Raw genomic sequence first — 22,237 nt, 5'->3', positions numbered from 1 at the left:
TTTAAAATTTGAAATAAAGATGGCTGATACAGATCATTTCATGCTAGGTTAGAATTTATGTCCTTTAAGCTCGCACAAACAGTTTAAAGCAATCATTATGAAAACATTACTACTTTTTTTTACGCTCCTCATTTCAATTACGGCAATTGGTCAAAAAGAAAAAGATAAGGACATAAATATAACCGAACATCAAACGGACGACTTCTACTTGGCTGGTGAAAATATAAAAATCAATGCAATTATAGATGGAGACCTGGTATTGGCCGGCAGTAACATTACCGTAAAAGATACCGTTCACCAAGATCTTATCGTAGCCGGAGGGGAAATCATAGTTAAGGGTTTTATTAAAGATGATATTAGAGCTGCGGGTGGAAAATTGACCATTGATACCGAGGTAGGCGATGACATTATAATAGCTGGTGGTGAAGTTCTAATTACCGAAAACGCAATCATTCATGGTAATCTGATTAATTTTTCGGGTGATATTGAAATGAACGGCAAAATTTTAGGAAATATAAAATCGTACTCCGGAGAAATAAAAATAAACGGAACTGTTGAAAAAGAAGCCGAGATAAATGCTGAAAAAATTTATATAGACGGAATAATAAATGGAACTTCTAAACTTGCAGCAGAGTCAATAACCATTGGTAAAAATGCCATCTTCAACAACAATGTTAATTATTGGTCTGAAGAAGGTAGTTTAGATTTTAAAAATTCACTGGTTGGTGTAAACGCTAGTTTTGATGAATCGCTTAAAGGTGACCGAAAAGATTTTACAATGAAAAGTTTTGGCATTGCCGCCATTGGATTTTGGATATTCTATCTCTTATCTGCATTTTTGGTTATTCTTATTTTAAATTGGGCATTCGGTAATTTTCTCCGTACTATCTCTGCCAATTTAGATACTAATTTCTTACGAAATTTAGGGTACGGTTCCATCTACATATTTGGCATACCTCTTCTTATTTTAGTTTCATTTATAATAATTATCGGTATTCCTATTGGTATATTCTTGGGTGGCTTTTATTTGTTTAGTTTATTATTTGGCCATTTGGTAACTGCATTGTTATTCACCTACTTTTTAGAAACTAAAGAAAACAAAAATTGGGGTATGTGGACCAGGGCATTTATAGCCTTAGGTATAGCTGCAGCAATACGTTTAATGACCTTCATACCTTTCTTAGGGTCCTTGTTGGCATTCATCGTCATAGCAATTGGATATGGACTGATTGTATATACCCTATTTCATAGAGAGAAAACTCTAAATTTTAAAAACTAAAAATTGAACTAATTCCATTTTTTTGTTTCAAGAATATTTGTGCTAAGTAAAATTAATTTATAATACTCAATTTAATAGTTATTGAAAGTCAAGCTACATTAACTATATATAAAAAAGCAACTAACTTATACATGTATTATAGGTAAGAAAAAGTTTGAGAAAATTATAATACGGCAATAATATGGTAATCAATTTGTATTGCAACAAATAATGACATTACATTGGTTAAATTATTATAACAATAAACCTACCACGAACTCACTTATTAAAAAGGCTATAGATCATTCTCATAGTTAAAAATGATTGAGCTATTAAAAGGGCGTAATGATTCTTTATCAATGATCAAAATAATGCCATTTTCTGGAATAGATTTTAATTTATTATCAAATACATCAAACCAATTACCAAACAATTGTGCATTGATTTTATTCTCTGTTAGCTCTTCTATATACATTGTACAAAAAATAGTATGATGCTCATGGGTCAATTCTAAAACTTGATTTAAAAATTTCTTAAGTAAGTTTTTACTGTTTAATGCTTCAACCTCAATTTTCATCATACAATCTGTATGTCTGGTAGGATCGTAAATTTTGCTTTTTAAGGTGTTCGCCATATTTTTTAAACTTTTTTTAAATAGTTCCTGTAAACTACTAGCTTCTACCGTAATCCCTATTTTGGGTTTCACGAGTTCCAAACTACTTCTATTCTTTCTAAAATGACGACGGGGCGTCTTTGATACAACTTGAGGTTCCATAACATATTTTTATTGTGCTCTATTTTTCTTATTGATAAATAAATGAGAGGTTGATATAAACCTATAGTTCATAACAACACTCTCAATTAATAATTAAAATGCTTCTTGCATTGAAATTTCGAAGGTAACTTTTGTAGTTACTCTATATTGAACAATTTGATTGTCTTCTACCGTTACCTGCATATCTTGAATGTAGACAGATTTAATATTATTAACCGTTTTTGAGGCTTGCGAGATAACATCTTCAACTGCTTTCTCAAAGCTTTCGGTAGAGTTCCCCATAAGTTCAATGACCTTTAATACTGACATAATTTCTATTTTTTAAATTAATACTCTATATCTTTTAAAGGAAATTTCCCATTTCGTCTACCTTTACCCTTACAACTTTTTCACCGTTTTCTAATTTCAATTTGTACTTCTTATTTGCTCCTTTGGCTTCTTGATAATTAACCAAATAAATATCTTTTGTAATTGTCCACCCAGGAAAACGCTCATATACAGATTCTCTTACCGCTTTTGGCAAATTGACATTTTTAAATCTTTCTGCAGTTCGTACTAGTTTTCCATCTGCGTCATATGCAGCCAAAATAGTTCCTTCTGGTATAAAAAAATTGATTTGGTATGTATCATAATCATCTTGGTAAAACTCTGACTCTTTTACATCGAATGCCGCTACCTTACGTTGTAATAACTCAACAGGTATAGATACCTCTTCTTTGGTATTCATATCGCTTAAATACTTATAATTTGTGGCAAAAACAGTAACTTCAGAAAGCTGTTCTGTTTTAATAATTTGGGAAAAAACCTGACCGGTGAACCCAATTGCTAATAATCCTAATAATACTTTTTTCATGATTTTTAATTTTTAGTTAATACTTAAAAGTTTGTGTTTACTTAATATTTCTCTTGGTATTATTGGCTAATTTATTTAGGTATGTCAATGATTACAATGACGTGGGTCAGTTAAGAATATTGAAATAAACAAACTTGCAGACAATGGTAGAGCAATCATGAAAACCATGAAATGAAAGCCACACAAAAAATAGATTTAAGAATAGCAATTGAATTTTGGCTTTGAAAGAAAGTTAAATAAAAGATAATCTACCTTCTTATACTCAAGTACATTATACATGTAGAGTATAACTGTACCATTACTGAAATTTGCCAATACAATTTTCTGAAAAAAAGTAAATCAAACATATGGTAATGACCTACATCATACCAAATTAAACCTCCTTAAGATAATTTTGGTTTCACATTAAAACCATTGCCATATGCTTATTAAAAAATTTTCACATATTGGTATCACCGATATTTCTTTAGTAGGGGGAAAAAATGCTTCGCTTGGAGAGATGTACAATCAATTAACTTCTAAAGGTGTTGGTATACCCAATGGTTTTGCAACCACATCTTCTGCTTATTGGAAATTTTTAAAAGAAAATAATATTCAAGAGGCTTTAGAAAATGTCATATCCGGATTAGATCGATTAGAATATTCCAATTTAGCACTGATAGGGGACCGAGCAAGAAATCTAATTCTTAAAAGTGAATTATCAAAAGCATTAACAGAATCTATCATAAATGCCTACAATGATTTATGTGGTGATACTGACATGGCCGTAGCCGTTAGAAGTAGCGCTACCGCAGAAGACTTGCCAGATGCCAGTTTTGCAGGCCAACATGATACTTTTTTGAATATAAAAGGGAGAGACTCATTATTGCAAGCTGTAAAAAAATGCTTTGCTTCTTTGTATACAGATAGAGCTATTAAATATCGTGAAGACAAAGGCTTTCTGCACAAAGACATAGCCCTTTCTGTTGGGGTACAGTTAATGGTCCGTTCAGATAAAGGTTGTTCTGGAGTGGGGTTTACTATTGAGCCAGAATCAGGTTTCGAGAATGTTATATTACTTTCTGGAGTATGGGGCTTAGGCGAGAACATTGTTCAAGGAACAATAAACCCAGATGAGTTTTATGTATTCAAGCCAAGTTTATTGAAAAAAAAGTATCCGATCGTGCAAAAAAAATTAGGGGATAAAAAACTAACCATGGTTTATGCCGACGAGGCCGAAAAGGCGACCACCCTAAATGTACCTACACAAAAAGAAAAACAAGAAACCTATGTATTATCAGATGATGAGATTATCACCTTAGGCAATTGGGCGTTGTTGATTGAACAGCATTACAAAAAACCTATGGACATTGAATGGGCAAAAGACGGAATTTCAAATAAACTTTTTATTACCCAAGCAAGACCAGAAACCGTTCATCAAAACAAAGACAAACAAATTCATGTTGAATATAAATTATTGGAAAAAGGCAAAATCTATACCCAGGGTAATGCTATTGGATCAAAAATTAAAGTGGGCAAAGCTATTATTTTAAAATCCCCGAACGAAGCGCCAAGTTTAACTAAGGATACGATTATAATAACCGACACTATTACACCAGATTGGGATCCATTGCTTAAAAAAGTAGGCGGAATTATCACCAATAAAGGTGGTAGAACAAGCCATGCGGCCATAGTAGCTCGTGAATTGGGCGTACCGGCAATAGTAGGGTGTGGCAATGCAACAGAACAAATTCTAAATAACGAAACAATAACGTTGTCTTGTGCACAAGGAAGAACAGGATATGTATATAAAGGAAACTTATCTTTTAAAGAGAGAGAAATAGATTTTTCTGGAATACAGATGCCACTTACCGAGGCTAAATTAATTCTTGCAGACCCAGAAAATGCCTTCAACCTTTCTCGCTATCCAAATGACGGTGTGGGGCTACTTAGAATGGAGTTCATAATTACTCATAAAGTCAAAGTACACCCAATGGCATTGGTGAAATTCAACCAGATCAAAAATGCGGGCACTCGAAAAGAAATTGAAAAATTGACTAAAAACTATGCAGACAAACCTGCATATTTCATTGACCAGCTCTCTCAAGGTATTGCTACCATTGCTGCAGCTTTTTACCCAAAAGAGGTCATTGTACGTTTAAGCGATTTTAAGACGAATGAATATGCAAACCTAATAGGTGGTGCCGATTTTGAACCCCACGAAGAAAATCCGATGTTAGGTTTTAGAGGGGCATCCAGATATTATAATGAGCTATATAAAGAAGGATTTGCACTAGAATGTGCCGCAATTAAAAAAGTACGTGAAGACATAGGCTTAACCAATTTAAAGGTTATGATACCATTTTGCAGAACTATAGAAGAAGGAAAAAAAGTGGTTACCGTAATGGCTGAAAATGGACTGAAAAGAAAGGATAATAATTTAAAAATCTATACCATGATAGAAATACCGAGCAATGTTATTCTCGCAAAAGAATTTGCTGAAATTTTCGATGGATTTTCAATTGGTTCTAATGACCTTACCCAACTAACCTTAGGTATAGATAGAGACTCTGAAATAATGGGAAAGCTATTTGATGAAAATGATGTAGCTACCAAAAAAATGATTTCAATGGCGATACAAAGCGCAAAATCAACCCATACAAAAATTGGGTTATGCGGACAGGCGCCAAGTGATTTTCCTGAATTTGCACAATTCTTGGTCGATGAAGGCATAGATAGTATTTCCTTTAATCCAGATGCTTTACTTCAAGGTATTGAAAACATTAACAAGGCAGAACAAAAACATACCACTAAGAAGGTAACCGAGATTAGCGACTAAATATTCATTTAAAATAACTCTTTTGAGCCGTATACTAACTCTTACCGTAAACCCTGTCGTTGATAAAAGCACTACAATACCGAGCTTAATTCCCAATCAAAAATTAAATTGTACCGAACCTATATTTTATTCTGGAGGCGGTGGTATTAATGTTTCTCGTGCTATTAAAAATTTGGGTGGCAAATCAACTGCACTATACCTGTCAGGAGGTAGAACGGGGAATCATCTTCAAGAATTATTATCAAAGGATTCTATTGACCAATGTATAATTAATTTGAAGGATAATACCCGAGAAAATCTTTCTGTATATGATACAAATTCTGATTTACAATATCGATTTGGCTTACCTGGTCCTTTTGTACAAAAACATGAATGGCAAAATAGTTTAGAAAAGATCCAAGGCTTATTAAATGAAAATGATTTTTTAGTTGCTAGCGGAAAGTTGACAGCGGGTATTCCTGATAATTATTATAAACTAGTTGGTGACATAGTAAAGCAAAAAAAGGCAAAGTTTGTAGTAGACACAAAAGGTAGAGCTTTAGCACATGCCATAACATCTGAAATGTATTTATTTAAACCCAACCTAAATGAACTTGCGAGCCTCTACAATGAACAGACTTTATCTACAAAATCTTTAGAAGAAGCAACAAAAAAATTTATGGCTACTCATGCTTGCGAAATTATGGTGGTATCATTAGGAAAGCGTGGTGCCTTATTGGTCACATCAAATCTATTTCAATACATAGCTGCACCTATTGTCGATGAAAAAAATACTATCGGTGCTGGCGACAGCATGTTAGCTGGTATGCTCATAAAAGCACAAGCAGGCAAAAATGCCAAAGTGATGACCAAATATGGTATTGCATGTGGCGCCGCAGCCACACTCAAAAGAGGAACTAAACTTTGTCAACTTAAAGATGTAGAGCTCATTTTTAAATGGCTACGACGGAATGTAAAAATTTAGAATTTGATTTTTTTAATTAATGTACTTAAAATAGAAAGTAGCGATCTTTAAAATAGTTCATAAACGCTCGACCATCATTCTACGGTAATAAACCATATTTAGATATAAAAATGATATGGTAACTCAAACATTTTTATTTGTATTCAACGATCTACAACTAAAAACTGAGAGGTAGTTTGTATTGATTCTCGTCTACAAACACAAAATTGACCATAAAAAAACATAGGCATCAGTTTAAAATAGATGTTAGACCAATGCCTATTTAGAAATTTGAAAAGGCAATAAAATATAATCTTGAACATGATTTAAATCATTCTTCTTAAAGACAACATAACCATTTGTTAAAATATAAGATACTGATAAACATCATTTTAACCAGTTCATTATCAATATACATTTGCTTGTATAAGTATAACCTAAATCTAATAAAAATGAATAAAAACAAGTAAATCTTCAATTAGCCTAAACTATAAATAGTAAAAAAGAATAGTAACTTATAAATTATATAAAGATGAAAACAGACGCAAAAATTAAACTAGATGTACAAGACGAATTATCTTGGGAACCTAGTATAGATGAAACAAAAATTGGTGTTGCAGTAGACGAAGGTATTGTTACCTTAAGCGGTGAGGTGGATAGCTTCTCTAAAAAACTCGCAGCAGAAAAAGCGGCCAAACGTGTTAGCGGCGTAAAAGCTGTAGCAGAAGACATTATAGTTAAATATCCATCAAGTATAGATAAATCAGATACCGATATAGCTAAGGCAGCGGTAGAAGCTTTAGAATGGCATTCATCAGTACCAAACAATGCTGTAATTGTTAAAGTTGAAAATGGTTGGGTATACCTAACGGGAGAAGTGAAATGGTCTTACCAAAAATATTCTGCTTCAAATGCTATTAAAAATTTAGTAGGTGTAAAAGGTGTTTCCAATAATATAAAATTAAAACAAACAGTTAAACCAGTTTTAGTAAAAGATACTATTGAGGAAGCTTTTGAGAGGTCTGCACGTATAGATGCCAAAAGCATTGTGGTAACAGCAGATGGCAGCACCGTTACCCTTAGTGGAAAAGTACATTCTATAAAAGAGAAAGAAGAAGCTGAAAAAGCTGCTTATAGAGCTCCAGGGGTATTAGATGTTGTTAACAAACTTAAAATACAATATTACCCTTCATATGTATAATAATAATTAAAACCTACTATACTCCAACCAATAAAAGCCTTCGTTTAACTAGTAAACGAAGGCTTTTTAATATTTTATAAGAAGAATTAAATTATAAAAAGTCACAGAAAAACATGGGCAAAAAAAAGTCAAACATTAAAGACATTGTAGCCGTAAGATTGTTTTAACTAAATGAGATTTAAAAAATAGATTTTTAAATAGTGCTCCATAGAAGAACCACCCCTTAAATAATCAGTGCTGCCATTCAAATAAAAGAATTGTGAGCTTTAATGAAAAATACAATGTGCTTTATTTAAATATTACCCTATAATCTATAAATGTGTGTAGCTGATTTCAACTAAAATTAGGGCAGTTAGTCGTTAGAAAGAGAGTTTATATAGTGCCTAATTAACCACCATTGTAATCTCCTATAGATTTTATATGCACTAAGATCTATTTATATGAGACCTCAAAACACTTATCTGAAAATTGCCTACTACAGTAAGTTTTATATCGGCATTTAACAATACAAGACCATATGCCAAATGAGATAGTTTACAATCGTTAATTATTTCGTTGTTAAAACCACTAAAAACAGGTTTAAAATGCTCTTTCATCATCAACCCTGAGACCTTGCCAATGTTAATTGCTTTGATTACAGCATCTGTAATCTGTTGTGGTGATAAACCTTGTTCTAACAAATCACTTGCCAAATAGTTCATTTGTAAGCTATGGTAAAAATCCATGAATCGGGCAATACTATCTAACTGTCTAAATTCTTTAATAAAGATGGTCATTTCCATAGCTTATGTTTTTAATTATTAAAGCTTCTTTACATAGCCGAAAACCATTTTTTTAAATTCCCAAAAGTCGGTGGTAAACAAATCCATTCGCTCCCCTAAACTTCTATGTTTTTCACGATAATCCCAATCAGACAACCCTTTTTCACCTTTATGTAAACGAGATAATAACTTTTCATGAAGTATTATATCATCTTCTAAATAATCAAATAGGTTTTCATGAATTTCATCTAGATTTTCAAGCATTTTCGCATACTCAGAACCCGTAGTCTTTTTATTTTTTAAAAGATTGGCGAAGAATTTTGTCTCATCTTTCCAAAAGGCAACAATGTCTAACCATTCCATACTCTCTTGATGCAGCAATTCTAGGCTTGCTCCTAATAACAATAATGCAGCTTTTGTATTTGTTTTTGTTGTTGTCATTTTCATTCAATTTAGATATTAATACCCCCCAAAAATTGAAATTTGCTTGAAACTATCAAATGATTTAGATCAGTGTCAATTATCGCCTTATAAACTGAAAGAGAACAATATGCATTACTGATTTACATCATTTTACAAATGAATAGTACAACGTATTTTTATTCAAAATAAAGCCATATGAAAACAGATGCACAAATAAAACAAGACATCTTAGACGAACTTGTTTTTGAACCTAATATTGATGAAACTCAAATTGGAGTTACTGTAGAAAACGGTATTGTTACTTTAAGTGGTGTAGTCAACGAATATTTTAAAAAAGCTTTAGCCAATAAGGTTGCTAAACGTGTTAAAGGTGTAAAAGCTGTTGCCGAAGATATAGAAGTAAAATATGGTGACGAATATGCTAAAACGGATAAAGAAATTGCAAAAGCAGCAGTTAATGCCCTTGAATGGAATGCTACTATACCTAGCGAAAAAGTGAAAATTTTTGTTGAAGACGGATATATCTATTTATCAGGAGAAGTAACCTGGTCTCACCAACGTGAAGCTGCTAAAAATATACTTCAAAATCTTTTGGGTGTAAAAGGTGTCGTCAATAACATAGAAATAACACCTTTATTAAAAGCTGATAATATTGAAGATCAAATTACCAAAGCCTTAGAACGTTATACCAGTATAATGGCAAAAGGTATAAGAGTTCAAGTTGATGGTGACACAGTACAATTAAAGGGAAGGGTGCATTCTATAAAAGAAAGAGAATTAATTGAAAAAACAGCATATAAAGCTGCCGGAGTAAGAAATGTACAAAATGAAATAGTAGTACAATCATATCCTGAATTTGTTTAAAAAAATAGAGAAACTGACCTAGGTCATTTTAAACAACGACACAACATTGTATTTTAGCTGTATAATTAAACGTTCATTGAAAACCATACAGATCTAGCTTTTTATTAAAAGCCTAGAATCTAAGAAAAGATGAGGTTACGAACACTCTTTCAATACTAATTGTATCTCGAACGGTTATAGCAATATATTTAAGTAGGATCATTAAGTGGCGGTTGGGTTGAAGAACATCTTCTAGGAAACCGAGGTACTTCGGCACCTCGGTTTCTTTTTAAAAAATGATATTGGTTTTCATTTCCGTAAGGAAAAGATGACCATAGTGATGCTGGAAAATTTGTGATTGTTTAAATCGATTTATAAATCATTTTAGAAATAAGATGGCGTACAAGTTTGGTTGAAAGCATACATAAATTCAAAAGTATTGCGGGAAAACAGGAGACTTTGGTTTCCTGTTTTTTTTTGTTCTTATTTAAAATTCGAAGAATCTATAACAACAGTTAGCATATAGTATTGATTTATTTTTATTGAAACAATTCATTTACAAACTTCAATTCACGTTTTTGACATCTTATGATGAGTAGAAAATAGTTATTATTCAAGTCTTGCAGACAGTTGTATGTATTTTTCTCAGTAATTCCAAGACCTCTAAGTATGCCGTATGGTCCAGAAGGGAATTCTCCCAATTGTTTGCTGCCATACATCTCTTGTAAAAAATGGGATACTACGGTACCGGTGATAAAAAGCGTACCTATTTCTGGATTGTTAAAAGTTGCAAAATCGGTTTCAATTCCAAAAATACTTTTTAAGTTTTGATTTAACTCCGTATTAGCTTGTTCATTCTGGCTACTTTTCAATACTACATTTTGGTTTAGTTTACCTAGAACAGAAAGTTGTAAACTATTTGCAGTAAGCATATTCAATTGATGAATTACTGTCTTCAATTGCCAAAGTTTTTGATAACTATTAATTGAAAAAATTTGTTGCTCCTGTTTTAAACGAATTGCTTTCATAACTTAGAAAGTTCGGTTCTAATAGTATTAAAACACTTTCCGAGATATCTAATTTAATTAAAAGCAGTACCTTAAAGAATGACCAAAATCAGTTATAAATTTTATCACAATTTATTTTAAAATTAAAAATCTGCAATACTTAACAATTCTTCTTTATTCAGAATTATAATTCTTCTACCACTATCAGTTGTTATTAAACCCTCATCTTTAAAATCTGAAAGTGTACGAATGGCTGTTTCAGTTGCCGTACCAATCATACCTGCAAAATCTTCACGGGGTATTGACATGCCTCCATTGGGCTTATCTTTTATTAGCCCTTTTTCATATAACTCTAATAAAGCTTTTGCTGCACGCTGCCTTACCGAAGCAAAAGCCATATCAACCAAATGAGACTGTACATTGATTAAATTATTAGATACTATAGCTATAAATTTTTGTGAGACCGAAGGGTTGCCATATAACAATTTTATAAAATCTGCCTTTGGTATGGCACAAAGTTGTGCATCTTCTAAAATAACGGCATTTTCTACATAAGTACCTGCCGCATGTAAAAGTGACAATTGACCGATAAAGTCACCAGGTCCATAGAGTCCCGTTACCAGTTCTTTACCTGCCTCAGTACCCTTATACGTTTTTACATTACCACTTTCAATAAAAAATAATGAATGGGCATTATCACCTTCCCAAAATATAATTTCCTTTTTTTCATAAGATTTAAGTATATGATTTTTAGACAAACCCTCCATATCTTCATAATCTGAAACCTCTTCAATAAAACTATTTATACCTTTCAGATTTCTTGTAATTTCCTTTTTCAGGTTATCATGTTTAGTTAAACGGCATGCGATTACCCCTAACAATTCATTCTCCTCAAAAGGTTTCGTTAAATAATCATCAGCACCAAGATTCATACCTGTACGTATATCTTCTCTTTCTGTTTTAGCTGTAAGAAAAATAAAGGGAATACTTGCCATTGAAATATCTTTCTCAAAATTTTGTAAGACCTGAAAACCATCCATTTGTGGCATCATTATATCGCATATTACCAAATCGGGCAAAAATTCTTTAGCTTTTTGAATACCTATTTTACCATTTTCGGCAGTAATGACCTCGTAATTGGCAAGTTCTAAAATGTCTGCCGTATTTTCACGTACATCATCATTATCTTCTATTAATAAAATCTTTTTCATATTCATCTAGGTTATAGTTAAGGTTAAGTTGCACAGTAAACGTACTACCAATGCCAATTTCACTTTTAAAACTTACAGTACCTCCCATTAACTCAGCATATTGTTTTACAATATATAGTCCAAGACCAGTACCTTGAATATATGTAGCGTTGTCTGCACGAAAGAAACGTTCGAATAATCTCTTTTGCTCTTTTTCTTCAATACCAATTCCATTATCAATAATATTGAATTCTATTATTTTATTATCTCTTTTTATTTCTAAAACAACTACTTTGCCTTCATCTGAATATTTTAATGAATTTGATAGCAGATTAGTTAAAATATGACTTAATAATTTTGGATCCAAAAAAGCCATTATTTCTTCATCAGTATGAATAATATGTATGCTTTGTTCATCCTTTTTCGCAGATTCCATATCATCAATTAGCGTTTTACAGAATTTTATCAATTCAAAAAACTTAGGTTTTGCTTTTACCTTACCTTCTTCTAGCCTGCTTAACGATAAAAAGTCGTTTAATATGACAACCAAACGTTTTACATGAGTTCTAATTCTTGTCACATGTTTTTGGCGTTTATCTTCCAAACCTGGCTCATTTTGCCTTCCAATTAAAATTGCAGAAGATAAAATAGCACTTAAAGGCGTTCTAAACTCGTGTGAAGCAATTGAAATAAAACGTGATTTCAACTCATTAAGTTCTTGTTCAATTTTTAAAGCTTTAGCTAATTTTTCCTGAACTTTCTTTTGTTGGGTTATATTATTATATACAAAAAGAGCCCATATTATTTGCTCGTTATCAGATTTTAAAGGAGTCGTGTTTACTGCATAAATATGTTCCCCGAACGAAACTTCAAAAGAAAGACTCGTACCAGAAAAGGTAGTTGAAATTTTACGTTTTATATTCTGTAATTGTATTTTAGAAAAAACGGAAATATGATCAACGTGTTTACCTTCATACTTACCTTTATTTAGGTTCATGCGTTTTAATTCTTCACCTTCTATAAATACGAGTTCAAAATCAGAATTGAAAACAGAAATAAACCCATTAGGAAAATTTTCTGCTATTGCAATAAGTTGAGCTTGACTTCTTTGTGCTTTTCTTTCTGCTAGTTTGGTTTCGTAAATTTGATCTTCAAGAATAAGATTATTCTCTACTAATTTTTGCACCGTAGATTCTATTTCCTTTGTACGGTCCGCAACTTTTTCTTCAAGTATATTTGCGTATTGTTCTAATTGATTTTTATCTCTTTGAATTTCTGTAACGTCATTTTGAACTCCTATAAAATGAGTTAGATTTTTCTTTTCATTAAAAAGAGGTGTTATGCTCAAATCATTCCAAAACAAAACACCATTTTTTCGATAATTTCTTAAAAGCACCCTACATGCTTCCCCTTTTTCAATAGCATTTCCCATAGTTGAAATTGCATCTTGATCTCTATCATCGTTCTGGAGAAAATTACAATTAATGCCAATTACCTCTTCTCTGTCATAACCAGTAATTTCAGTAAAAGCATCATTACAATAGATTATAGGTAAGTTGGATTTCTGGGCATCTACAATTACAATTCCGTTTCCGGCAGCATTCAAAGCCTTATTTCTTAAACGTAAGGTCTGTTGAATTTCTTTGGTTTTAGAAATATTTCGAGATATGGTCAGAACTTGATTATTATTTAACGGTACAAGCCTACACTCAAAATCAAATATCCTATTTCTTATAGGCGCTTGTATTTCTAATATTTGCATTGTTTGATTTTGAAATACATTAGCTATAGCTTTTTTAAGCATATTTGCAACTCTTAATGGAAGAAGCTCATTTAAACTACTACCTTCAATATCTTCTTTTGAGAGAATTGTATTTGAATCTGCAGGTATATGTATTTCTAAAACATTTCCCTTTTTATCATGCACTGTCATTACATCAGGAACCACTTTTAAAATAGCCTTATTCTTTTCTATACTGAAATGTAGCTTTTGTTCTGCCAATACTTTCTCAGTAACATCAATGCCAGAACAAATCATACCTGTCACCACTCCATTTTCGTCTTTAGACAATGCATTTTGCCAACGAATGAACTTCTTTGTATTTCCTTTAGTTAATACCCAGTTCTCTTTAATTTCGGGTACTTCTTGTTCTCCATTAATTAAATCATCAAAAAAATGAGTTAGTTTATTTCTCTTTTCTTTTGGAATACATATGTCAAACCAATTCTTACCTTCTAATTCTTTGGCACTATATCCCAGAACCTCACACCCTTTTCTATTGACCATTTTAATAGTATGATCTTTATTTATGACTAAAAACACAGAAGCTGTAGTGTCTAAATATTTCCAAAGCAGTTGTTTTTCTTTGGTCAATAATATTTTCGCTTCGGTACGTTCTGTAACATCTTGAATAAAACCTTCTAAAAAAGCTACTTTGCCTAATCGGTCTTGAACACAAGAGACTATTTCTGACACCCATTTAATTTTGTTTGTTCTAGTTTTAATACGGTAAGATATCTGATAGGTTTTTTCCTCTGATATGGCTTTTCTTCTTTGCTCCTTTACCATAACATGATCTTCAAAATGAACTAGTGATAACCATTTTAAATTTCCAGAGTCATAAAATTGCGATGGTAAATAACCAGTAATAGTTTCACATGCATTGCTTATAAACTCTATAGAATAATTTTCATCAGTTGTACACCTAAAAACAATGCCTGGCACATTAGCAATAAGGTAACGGAGTTTTCTATCACTTTCAAAAACCGAAATATCGACGTGTTTGCAGAAAATGACGAAAACCGTTTGTCCTTCTGCAAGGGTTTTAACTAATCTAAGATCTATTTCAAATTTTTTTCCACTTGTATGCAAACCCATGAGCTGAACATGCTCAGAGGTTGAATTTTTCATTAATAATTCAATGGTTTTATAATTATCGTTCAAAAAGATAATATCTAATTTTTCTGAAATTAAAGCACTCTTTGAGTAACCGAACATTTGTACAGCTTGATCATTAACCTTCAAAATAGAACCACTGCTATCAATAACGAACAAACCTGCCATTGATGAGTCAAATACAGCTTGGAATAAGGCAGCTTCGCTAACCTCTAGCTTTTTATTTACTATTTTTTTTAGTTCTGTCATTTTAGTTCAAATAATTCAAAACATTATCATTGTTTGTCTTCACTATTTACAATTTCATAAATGGCACCTATTAATTAAAACAGTAGACTTTAAGTATAAAACATATAAAATTTAATTAATGTAAAAGCTTAGTTTATAGTCTTCTATATCTCCTATCTCTTAAACCGAGGCATTTGTAACCAGCTTCACCCTTGGGTTTGCAGAGTTTAATTCATACCAATATATTCTGCGGTCAAATACTTGACACTTTTTGTGAAACGAAGTACATATTACCAATTCTAGATAATTACTGTTTCTTTCGCTATTAAGAAACTTTAAAACATAACACGTTGTTCTATAAATGTATTATTCATACATAATTATAAAAATGACATTGGTCATTGCTATAATCTCAAATGATAATAATCATGTATTTGAATAGTATAAAACCAATGATGTTTTGGAAAGAAGATTTGGTTTTTTTGGCAAGGCATTTGTATACTATAAATAATTAAAAATGTAATGAATGAGCACTCTACTGCATCAAATTTCATTTTTTACATCTAATTTTTTAAAATAGCTTTATAGACCGCTTTATAATCTGCGCTAATACTAATGACCCAATCGCAAATATAATTACTAAAAACAAATGATAAATTGAAATAGATCCCAATGAAAGAACATTAGAAATTGGGGCAATAAGAGTTACTCCAAATGTTAACAATAGAGATATGACTATTGCAGCCCATACCCATATATTGGTAGTGACTTCATTGACCCAAAAAGATTCGGTCTGGCGTGGTAAATTAAAAACATTGAATAATTGCGCCATTACTAATGTATAAAAAGCCATATTATTTATAATTTTTTCTGATAAATTCAACACAAAATGGGTATACATAACTATACCTATAACTGCTACACTTACGCACATTCCAAATAAAACGATTGAATTCCAGTCCATTTTACTAATGATAGGTACCTTGGGGTCTTTTGGAGCTCTTTCCATTATGTCATTTTCTCCTTTTCCAAGACCTAGCGCCAATGCGGGAAAAACATCGGTTATTAAATTGAGAAACAAAATTTGCATTGGTAACAAAGGTGATGGTAAATTGGAAAATGCCGCTATACCAACAGAAAGAATCTCTGCCAGATTACAAGAAAGAAGATAAACCACAAACTGTCTAATATTTTCAAGGATTACCCTACCTTGTTTTATGGCCATTTCTATGGCTGTAAACTTATCGTTTTTTAAAATGACATCTGCTGCCTCTCTAGCTGCCTCTGTACCTCGAATGCCCATTGCTATGCCAATATCAGCTTTTTTTAACGCCGGTACATCGTTGATTCCATCACCGATCATACCTACAATATGGTTGTTTTTTTGATAAAATTTAACAAGATCTAATTTCTGCTTTGGCGAAACACGGGCAAAGACCGAAGCTTTAGAAATTTTTTCAAATAATGTTGGATCTATATGCTCTATGAATTTAAGATTTTGGGCTATTAATACCTCATCTGGATCAGCATCCCTTTTCAACAAACCAATTTCCTCCGCAATTTTTTTAGAGGTCCCAGGGTGGTCACCAGTAGCCATAACGACTTTTATTCCAGCTTTTTTATAAACATCAATAGTCGCCATAACGTCGCTACGTGCCGGGTCAAGAAAACCGATTACTCCTAAAAATACTAATCGGTCAACTATAGTTTCTGAGGTCGGTAGCTCATTCATTTCTTTAAAGGCAAAGGCCAAAGTACGTAGACCATGGTCAGCAAGAGTATTCACTTTAGTATGCCATTCACTTTTCGTTTTAAAAGGTATAATTTCTTTTTCATCCATTATATAATCGCAATGAGGTATAAGAGCTTCAAATGCTCCTTTTGCGTATACTCTAATAATTTTATCATTTTTATGTGCTGTCGCCATAAATTTTCTGGTCGCATCAAAAGGTAATTCCAATTCTTCTGGATAAGCATTTTTTATAGCTACAGAGTCATAGCCTAAGTACTTAAAAAATTCTAGTAATGCCTGTTCAATTGAGTCGCCTTGACCCTCAATTGCAGTACCCAGATTTTCATTGTTACACAGAATACTAGCAAAAATTATATTTTTAAAAATAGGCTGTTCTCTGATTGCCATCGAAACATCGGTCATAAAAACATCATCCAAAGATTTGTCGCCAAAAAGAATGGTATGTACTTTCATACGATCTTCTGTTAGGGTACCAGTTTTATCTGTACAGATAATATCTGTAGCTCCAAGGGTTTGTACAGCTTCCATTTTTTTAATAATAACCTGCCTTTTAGATAATCTCAACATACCTTGTGCCAAGGCAATGGTAGCAACAATGGGCAAACCTTCCGGTATTGCCGCTACCCCTAACGCCACACCGGTTTCAATCATTAATAAAATATCCTTTCCCCTAATACAACCTGCAACAATAACTACGAGTGCAAAAAATAAAGTGAGCCAAATGAGCCATTTGCTTAAATGATTTAGCTTTTTATCTAATGGAGTATGTTCTTGCGATGCATCAATACCTAGTTGTTGTATATGACCTAATTGGGTAAATTTTGCCGTAGAGGTAACAATTGCCTTTCCAAACCCAGAAGTTACCATGGTACCTCTAAAGACCATATTGTATTGATCGGTAATTGGCGAATCTCCCTTTAATACCTTAACCACTTTGCGTATTGGTACGCTTTCGCCAGTTAATGCAGATTCTTTGACCAATAGATTATCTACCGTAATTAAACGGGCATCGGCAGGCACAATGTCACCTGTTCGCAATAAAATAATATCACCGGGCACTATCTCCATCCCTTTAATATGAACCCTTTTTCCTGATCTTATAGCATGTATTTTAGATTGACCCATTTTACGAAGTGCTTCTAAAGATCGTATTGCTCTTAGTTCCATAAAAAAACCAATACCAGCTGAAATTATTATAACAACAAGAATAGCAAAACCTTCTATGACATCACTAAAAATGAAAGCTAGTATGGCTGCAGCTATTAGAATATATAGAATAGGATTTAAAAACTGGTCTACTAGTATACGCCACCTTTTTTTAGGTGCATCTTTTGGTATTTGGTTTGGGCCATATTTGTTCAATAAATTTTGAATCTGTTGTTCTTCAAGTCCAGATTGAGCATTGCTTTCTAAAATAGTTACAACCTTTTCAATAGACAGAGCAAACGGTTTTTGGACCATTAGTTTATTTTTATTAATGAAATCAGTTGATTATAAATTATAATACCCTCTAAACCTTATCTACTAACTTAAAAGTTAAATAGGTTAAGGTTTGAAGGGTATTAAATGTGGGGTTAAAATTGTCTTTAAGACAATTTCTAAGCAATAAGTACCTTTTTAGGCGGTAGTTTTTTCGCTTCTTCTTTTTTTGCTAAGTTGAAGCTTAAAATACCATCATTATACTTTGCTTTAATAGCTTCTTGTTTAATACTATCGGGTAGTTGCAATGACCGCTCAAAAGCATTATAACTAAACTCTCTACGCGTGTAATTATCGTCTGTTTCTTCTTCTGAAGTAGACTTTTCAGCCTTAATGTTCAAACACCCATCTTCAATGGTTACCTCAAAATCTTTTTTGCTAAAGCCCGGAGCAGCAAGTTCAATTTCAAAATTATCATCAGTTTCTTTGATGTTTAAAGCAGGTTCTGATCTCTTACCGTTCCAAAAATTTTCTGGCATCATATTTCTTACCCATTGGCGATTATCAAAAAAATCATCCATGTCAAAAAAATCTTGTGTAATCAAGTTCCCGAAAGGTCTTCTTTTAAATTTTACTAGTGACATATTAATTTGTTTTAAGGTTATACATTAAATTATATACCAAAAATACACTCAACTTTAAGCGTTCAAAATGATGTAGGTCAGTCAGTATATTTTTTTACAATTACTTTTTAAACCTATCTCATAATTAGTAGAAGATAATTTATAGCACACATTTTCTTTACATTAAACCTTACTATATAAGTTAGAAAATCTTAAAGTTCATTATAGCTTACAACAATTACCTCTATGATAAATATCATTTACACAACCCTTTAATTTCTATAGCTTTAGGACAACAAATACCTGTTTAAAATATCATAAATAGCAAGAAACTAATTGTTTAGAAACACCTATGTGGAAATTTAAAAATTTTAATATTGCAGATTGGTTTTCATTTTATAGGGTAGCTGCAATACCTATCTTAATACTTCTTTTATGGTTTAATGAGAGAAAACTGTTTACATGGTTTCTTCTAATAAGTTATAGTACAGATGCTATTGATGGTTATTTAGCCAGAAAACTAAAAATTACGAGCGAGAGAGGTTCGCAATTAGATTCGATAGGAGATCAATTAACCTTTATTATGGGTCTAATTGGTCTGTTAGTCTTTGAAGTTAACTTCATTAAAGAGAATTTAGTTTTGATATCAATAGCTTTTATACCTTATTTACTTCAAATGGCTATTGCATTCGTAAAATATGGTAAGGCGACCGCGTTTCACACTTATTTAGCGAAAATATCTGCTGTTGTACAGGCAGTATTTATTATCTGGTTTTTATTCTTTGGTCCTGTTTACTGGTTGTTCTATTGTATGATCGTTATCGGACTTTTGGAAACCATTGAAGAAATTACCCTCATTTTTATGTACGATACTTGGGTGGCAGATGTAAAAAGTTTTCTTTATGCTTTAAACGATGAAAGAAGATCAAAAGACATAAATAATAAATCATAATATGCGATCCTATTCTTTGTTTTCTATTGTTCTTTTATGTTTAGTGATATTAGGTATTGATATTTTTGCTTTCTACTGGTTACTTTCAATAACAAGACCAATTGAATCTGAAATTTTAAAAAACTTAATATATATTCTTTTCTGGGTTTTCACCATTGGTTTAATTACCGCTATTCTACTTCTTAAAATAAAACTAGATTTAGTTGCACCAGAGCGTCAACAATTGATTATATCAAAATTATATGGTTTAACCGTATCTTCATTTATCCCCAAACTTATTTTCGTAATTGTTATTAGTCTACTCTACTTTTCTAATTTTATGTTTTCACAAGAAGCATCATTAATTGTTATACCTGTTATAGGTCTTCTTTCAGGGTTTTTACCATTCTTCATAATTCTTTATGCCATTTTTAGTGCTGTTTACCGTTTTAAGGTTCATCTTATCAGGTTAAAATTAGAAACCTTACCTCAGCAGTTTAACGGTATACGTATCGTTCACATATCTGACCTTCACTTAGGTAGTTTTAATTACAAGTATCATATTTTAGAACGTGCCGTTAAAAAGATAAATGAACTCAATCCTGATTTAATTTTCTTTACAGGAGATTTAGTAAATAATTTTTCTTGGGAACTTAGAGGGTGGCACACGGTATTAAAAAAACTAAAAGCCAAATATGGAAAATTTGCAGTGCTAGGAAATCACGATTATGGTGATTATAGTCAATGGGCGACGCCAGAAGAAAAGCGAAGAAATTTTAATGAAATACAAGAATTTTACATAAAAACAGACTTTTCACTTTTACGAAACGAAGCAAAATTAATAGAAAAAGCTAATACATCTTTGTCTATTATTGGTGTTGAAAACTGGGGCAATCCAGAATTTAAAAAATATGGTGATTTGCAAAAAGCAATGAAAAACGTAGATGGTGCTAACTTCAATATACTACTGTCTCATGACCCTACCCATTGGCCAGAAGAAGTTGCCCACCATACCAATATTACCTTAACACTATCAGGACATACACATGGTATGCAAGCAGGAATCAACTTTAGAACAAAAAAATGGAGCCCTATAAAGTATAAATACAAACATTGGGCAGGTTTGTACAAAGAAAATAATCAATATCTATATGTAACTCGTGGATTGGGTTGGATGGGTTTTCCTGGTAGGTTGGGTATGAGACCCGAAATAACCCTTATCGAATTATATAAAAAGTGATAGTACGTACCATCTTTTTTTATTGACGAAAATGAATATAAAGTAAAGAATTCTATTACTAGTTTGAAACTTAAAAATCCAAATTTCAAAAATAATATTTCACAAACTTATCAGAATCAAGCCGTACTCAATTTCATGCTGAGAATTTTCTATAAAAAAGATTTTAAGACTTTCTTTTAGCCATATCAAACCAATAACTAATACTCGCAGTAAAATAGAATGTGCTTTCTAAATCTTCAGAAATAACTGAATCTTCTGTTGTAATAGTTGCACTACTTTGAGGTATTGCTAAAATTGGATTCAATGAAAAAATGAATTGCTTATGATAATATTGTAGTGGAAGGCTAAGTTCTAAATTTAAAATATTGAATTTAGTCGCTTCTGAGATTTCAACCGTAGTTGCAGAATTTAAATTAGTTGCTCCCAAACCTTGACCAGAGCCTCTACGATTACCCAACCTACTTGTTTTATAATACACCTCATAAAAGTTTTGAGATCCGGCATAAAGGCTTATTGTAGGATTTACTAAAAAATTACGATCATTGGTGTAAAATATACGGTTGACCATTAACCCAACAAAAAAATCAGACGTGCCGCCATCATTGAAAAAGATATTGGTCATAAGAGTTGCTTCAAGTATTTTCAGATTATAACTCAAAAAGCCCGAAACGTCTGCAAGCACCCCAGATTTTACATTATAACTTTCTTTATTAAAAAAATACGCAGTACCAGAAATTCTTCCGCTTAATTGAAGATCGCTAAAATCATATCCTAAACTGGGCATAAATAGGTCAACTCTATTATCTTCTGACCCAACTAAATAAGATGCTGAAATATCAACAAAGAAGCCCGATGCATTATAATAACCTATAGAAGGATATATATACGGTGCCGCTATTGAATCTCTCCTTCCCATAAATACAGCATCATTAATATAGCTAATATCCATTAAAAAATAAGATTCAATATCGTTAGAAATTTCTTTAGCTATTTCTCTATTATTCTGAGCTATTAAAATTATGGGCAAACCATAAAACAACAAAGAAGAGAGAATTTTAACGTTCATGATAAATTA

General features: G+C 32.0%; 18 protein-coding genes. 7 read left to right on the top strand and 11 right to left on the bottom strand.

All coding sequences use genetic code 11. The features are described 5' to 3' along the window. The first annotated feature begins 97 nt into the window (after positions 1-97). Complete coding sequence (locus BM296_RS08775) at positions 98-1,279, top strand: polymer-forming cytoskeletal protein (protein ID WP_091902688.1); 1,182 nt, start codon at positions 98-100, stop codon at positions 1,277-1,279. A 274-nt stretch (positions 1,280-1,553) separates the two neighbouring features. Here BM296_RS08775 and BM296_RS08770 read toward each other — a convergent pair whose 3' ends face one another. From BM296_RS08770 to BM296_RS08760, 3 genes are all read right to left on the bottom strand, one after another. Next, positions 1,554-2,033: an archease gene (locus BM296_RS08770; RefSeq protein WP_091902687.1), complete on the bottom strand. Its 480-nt coding sequence runs from the start codon at positions 2,031-2,033 to the stop codon at positions 1,554-1,556. Positions 2,034-2,126: 93 nt separating this feature from the next. After that, positions 2,127-2,342 carry a dodecin family protein gene (locus BM296_RS08765; RefSeq protein WP_091902686.1) on the bottom strand — a complete coding sequence of 72 codons (216 nt, stop codon included), beginning with the start codon at positions 2,340-2,342 and terminating at the stop codon, positions 2,127-2,129. 34 nt (positions 2,343-2,376) lie between these two features. Continuing rightward, positions 2,377-2,886, bottom strand: a complete 510-nt coding sequence (locus tag BM296_RS08760) for a nicotinate-nucleotide adenylyltransferase (RefSeq protein WP_091902685.1) — start codon at positions 2,884-2,886, stop codon at positions 2,377-2,379. Positions 2,887-3,307: 421 nt separating this feature from the next. Between BM296_RS08760 and ppsA the strand changes: the two genes are divergently transcribed. The 3 genes from ppsA to BM296_RS08745 all read left to right on the top strand — a co-directional run bounded on the left by ppsA (position 3,308) and on the right by BM296_RS08745 (position 7,848). Continuing rightward, positions 3,308-5,704: a phosphoenolpyruvate synthase gene (gene ppsA / locus BM296_RS08755; RefSeq protein WP_091902684.1), complete on the top strand. Its 2,397-nt coding sequence runs from the start codon at positions 3,308-3,310 to the stop codon at positions 5,702-5,704. Positions 5,705-5,726: 22 nt separating this feature from the next. After that, the gene (locus BM296_RS08750; protein WP_091902683.1) at positions 5,727-6,668 is read left to right on the top strand and encodes a 1-phosphofructokinase family hexose kinase; all 942 of its coding nucleotides are present in this window, start codon (positions 5,727-5,729) and stop codon (positions 6,666-6,668) included. Positions 6,669-7,179: 511 nt separating this feature from the next. After that, a complete protein-coding gene (locus BM296_RS08745) occupies positions 7,180-7,848 on the top strand; it encodes a BON domain-containing protein (RefSeq protein WP_091902682.1) in 669 nt (222 codons plus the stop codon). A 425-nt stretch (positions 7,849-8,273) separates the two neighbouring features. Here the strand turns inward: BM296_RS08745 and BM296_RS08740 are convergent, their stop codons facing one another. Then, the gene (locus tag BM296_RS08740) at positions 8,274-8,630 is read right to left on the bottom strand and encodes a hypothetical protein (RefSeq protein WP_073243130.1); all 357 of its coding nucleotides are present in this window, start codon (positions 8,628-8,630) and stop codon (positions 8,274-8,276) included. Positions 8,631-8,648: 18 nt separating this feature from the next. Next, entirely contained in the window at positions 8,649-9,050 is a 402-nt protein-coding gene (locus tag BM296_RS08735) for a hypothetical protein (RefSeq protein ID WP_091902984.1), read from the bottom strand. Between the two features lie 177 nt (positions 9,051-9,227). Between BM296_RS08735 and BM296_RS08730 the strand changes: the two genes are divergently transcribed. Next, positions 9,228-9,896 (top strand): BON domain-containing protein, encoded by a 669-nt coding sequence (locus BM296_RS08730; protein ID WP_073243128.1) that lies wholly within the window; start codon positions 9,228-9,230, stop codon positions 9,894-9,896. A gap of 518 nt (positions 9,897-10,414) precedes the next feature. On the opposite strand, the gene BM296_RS08725 is transcribed toward BM296_RS08730, so the two are convergent. The 5 genes from BM296_RS08725 to BM296_RS08705 form a co-directional block, all read right to left on the bottom strand. Continuing rightward, positions 10,415-10,903 (bottom strand): hypothetical protein, encoded by a 489-nt coding sequence (locus BM296_RS08725; protein ID WP_091902681.1) that lies wholly within the window; start codon positions 10,901-10,903, stop codon positions 10,415-10,417. A gap of 122 nt (positions 10,904-11,025) precedes the next feature. Beyond that, on the bottom strand, positions 11,026-12,093 hold the full coding sequence (locus BM296_RS08720; RefSeq protein ID WP_091902983.1) for a response regulator: 1,068 nt from the start codon (positions 12,091-12,093) through the stop codon (positions 11,026-11,028). Further along, complete coding sequence (locus tag BM296_RS08715) at positions 12,065-15,217, bottom strand: PAS domain-containing sensor histidine kinase (RefSeq protein WP_091902680.1); 3,153 nt, start codon at positions 15,215-15,217, stop codon at positions 12,065-12,067. The genes BM296_RS08720 and BM296_RS08715 overlap by 29 nt, the downstream gene beginning before the upstream one ends. Positions 15,218-15,767: 550 nt before the next feature. After that, a complete protein-coding gene (locus BM296_RS08710) occupies positions 15,768-18,410 on the bottom strand; it encodes a cation-translocating P-type ATPase (RefSeq protein ID WP_091902679.1) in 2,643 nt (880 codons plus the stop codon). A 137-nt stretch (positions 18,411-18,547) separates the two neighbouring features. Next, positions 18,548-19,012: an Hsp20/alpha crystallin family protein gene (locus BM296_RS08705; protein WP_073243118.1), complete on the bottom strand. Its 465-nt coding sequence runs from the start codon at positions 19,010-19,012 to the stop codon at positions 18,548-18,550. Between the two features lie 331 nt (positions 19,013-19,343). On the opposite strand from BM296_RS08705, the gene BM296_RS08700 reads away from it, so the two are divergent. Together BM296_RS08700 and BM296_RS08695 are read left to right on the top strand one after the other, a co-directional pair. After that, entirely contained in the window at positions 19,344-19,943 is a 600-nt protein-coding gene (locus BM296_RS08700; RefSeq protein ID WP_073243116.1) for a CDP-alcohol phosphatidyltransferase family protein, read from the top strand. Position 19,944: 1 nt separating this feature from the next. Next, positions 19,945-21,162 carry a metallophosphoesterase gene (locus BM296_RS08695; RefSeq protein ID WP_091902678.1) on the top strand — a complete coding sequence of 406 codons (1,218 nt, stop codon included), beginning with the start codon at positions 19,945-19,947 and terminating at the stop codon, positions 21,160-21,162. Positions 21,163-21,325: 163 nt separating this feature from the next. Here BM296_RS08695 and BM296_RS08690 read toward each other — a convergent pair whose 3' ends face one another. Next, positions 21,326-22,228 (bottom strand): hypothetical protein, encoded by a 903-nt coding sequence (locus BM296_RS08690; protein WP_245786988.1) that lies wholly within the window; start codon positions 22,226-22,228, stop codon positions 21,326-21,328. Between the last annotated feature and the right edge of the window lie 9 nt (positions 22,229-22,237).

Origin of the sequence: Maribacter stanieri, assembly GCF_900112245.1 — a bacterium.
Classification (GTDB): Bacteria; Bacteroidota; Bacteroidia; order Flavobacteriales; family Flavobacteriaceae; genus Maribacter; species Maribacter stanieri.
Note: the sequence above shows the minus strand (reverse complement) of the source record. Positions and strands in the feature narration are given on the sequence as shown.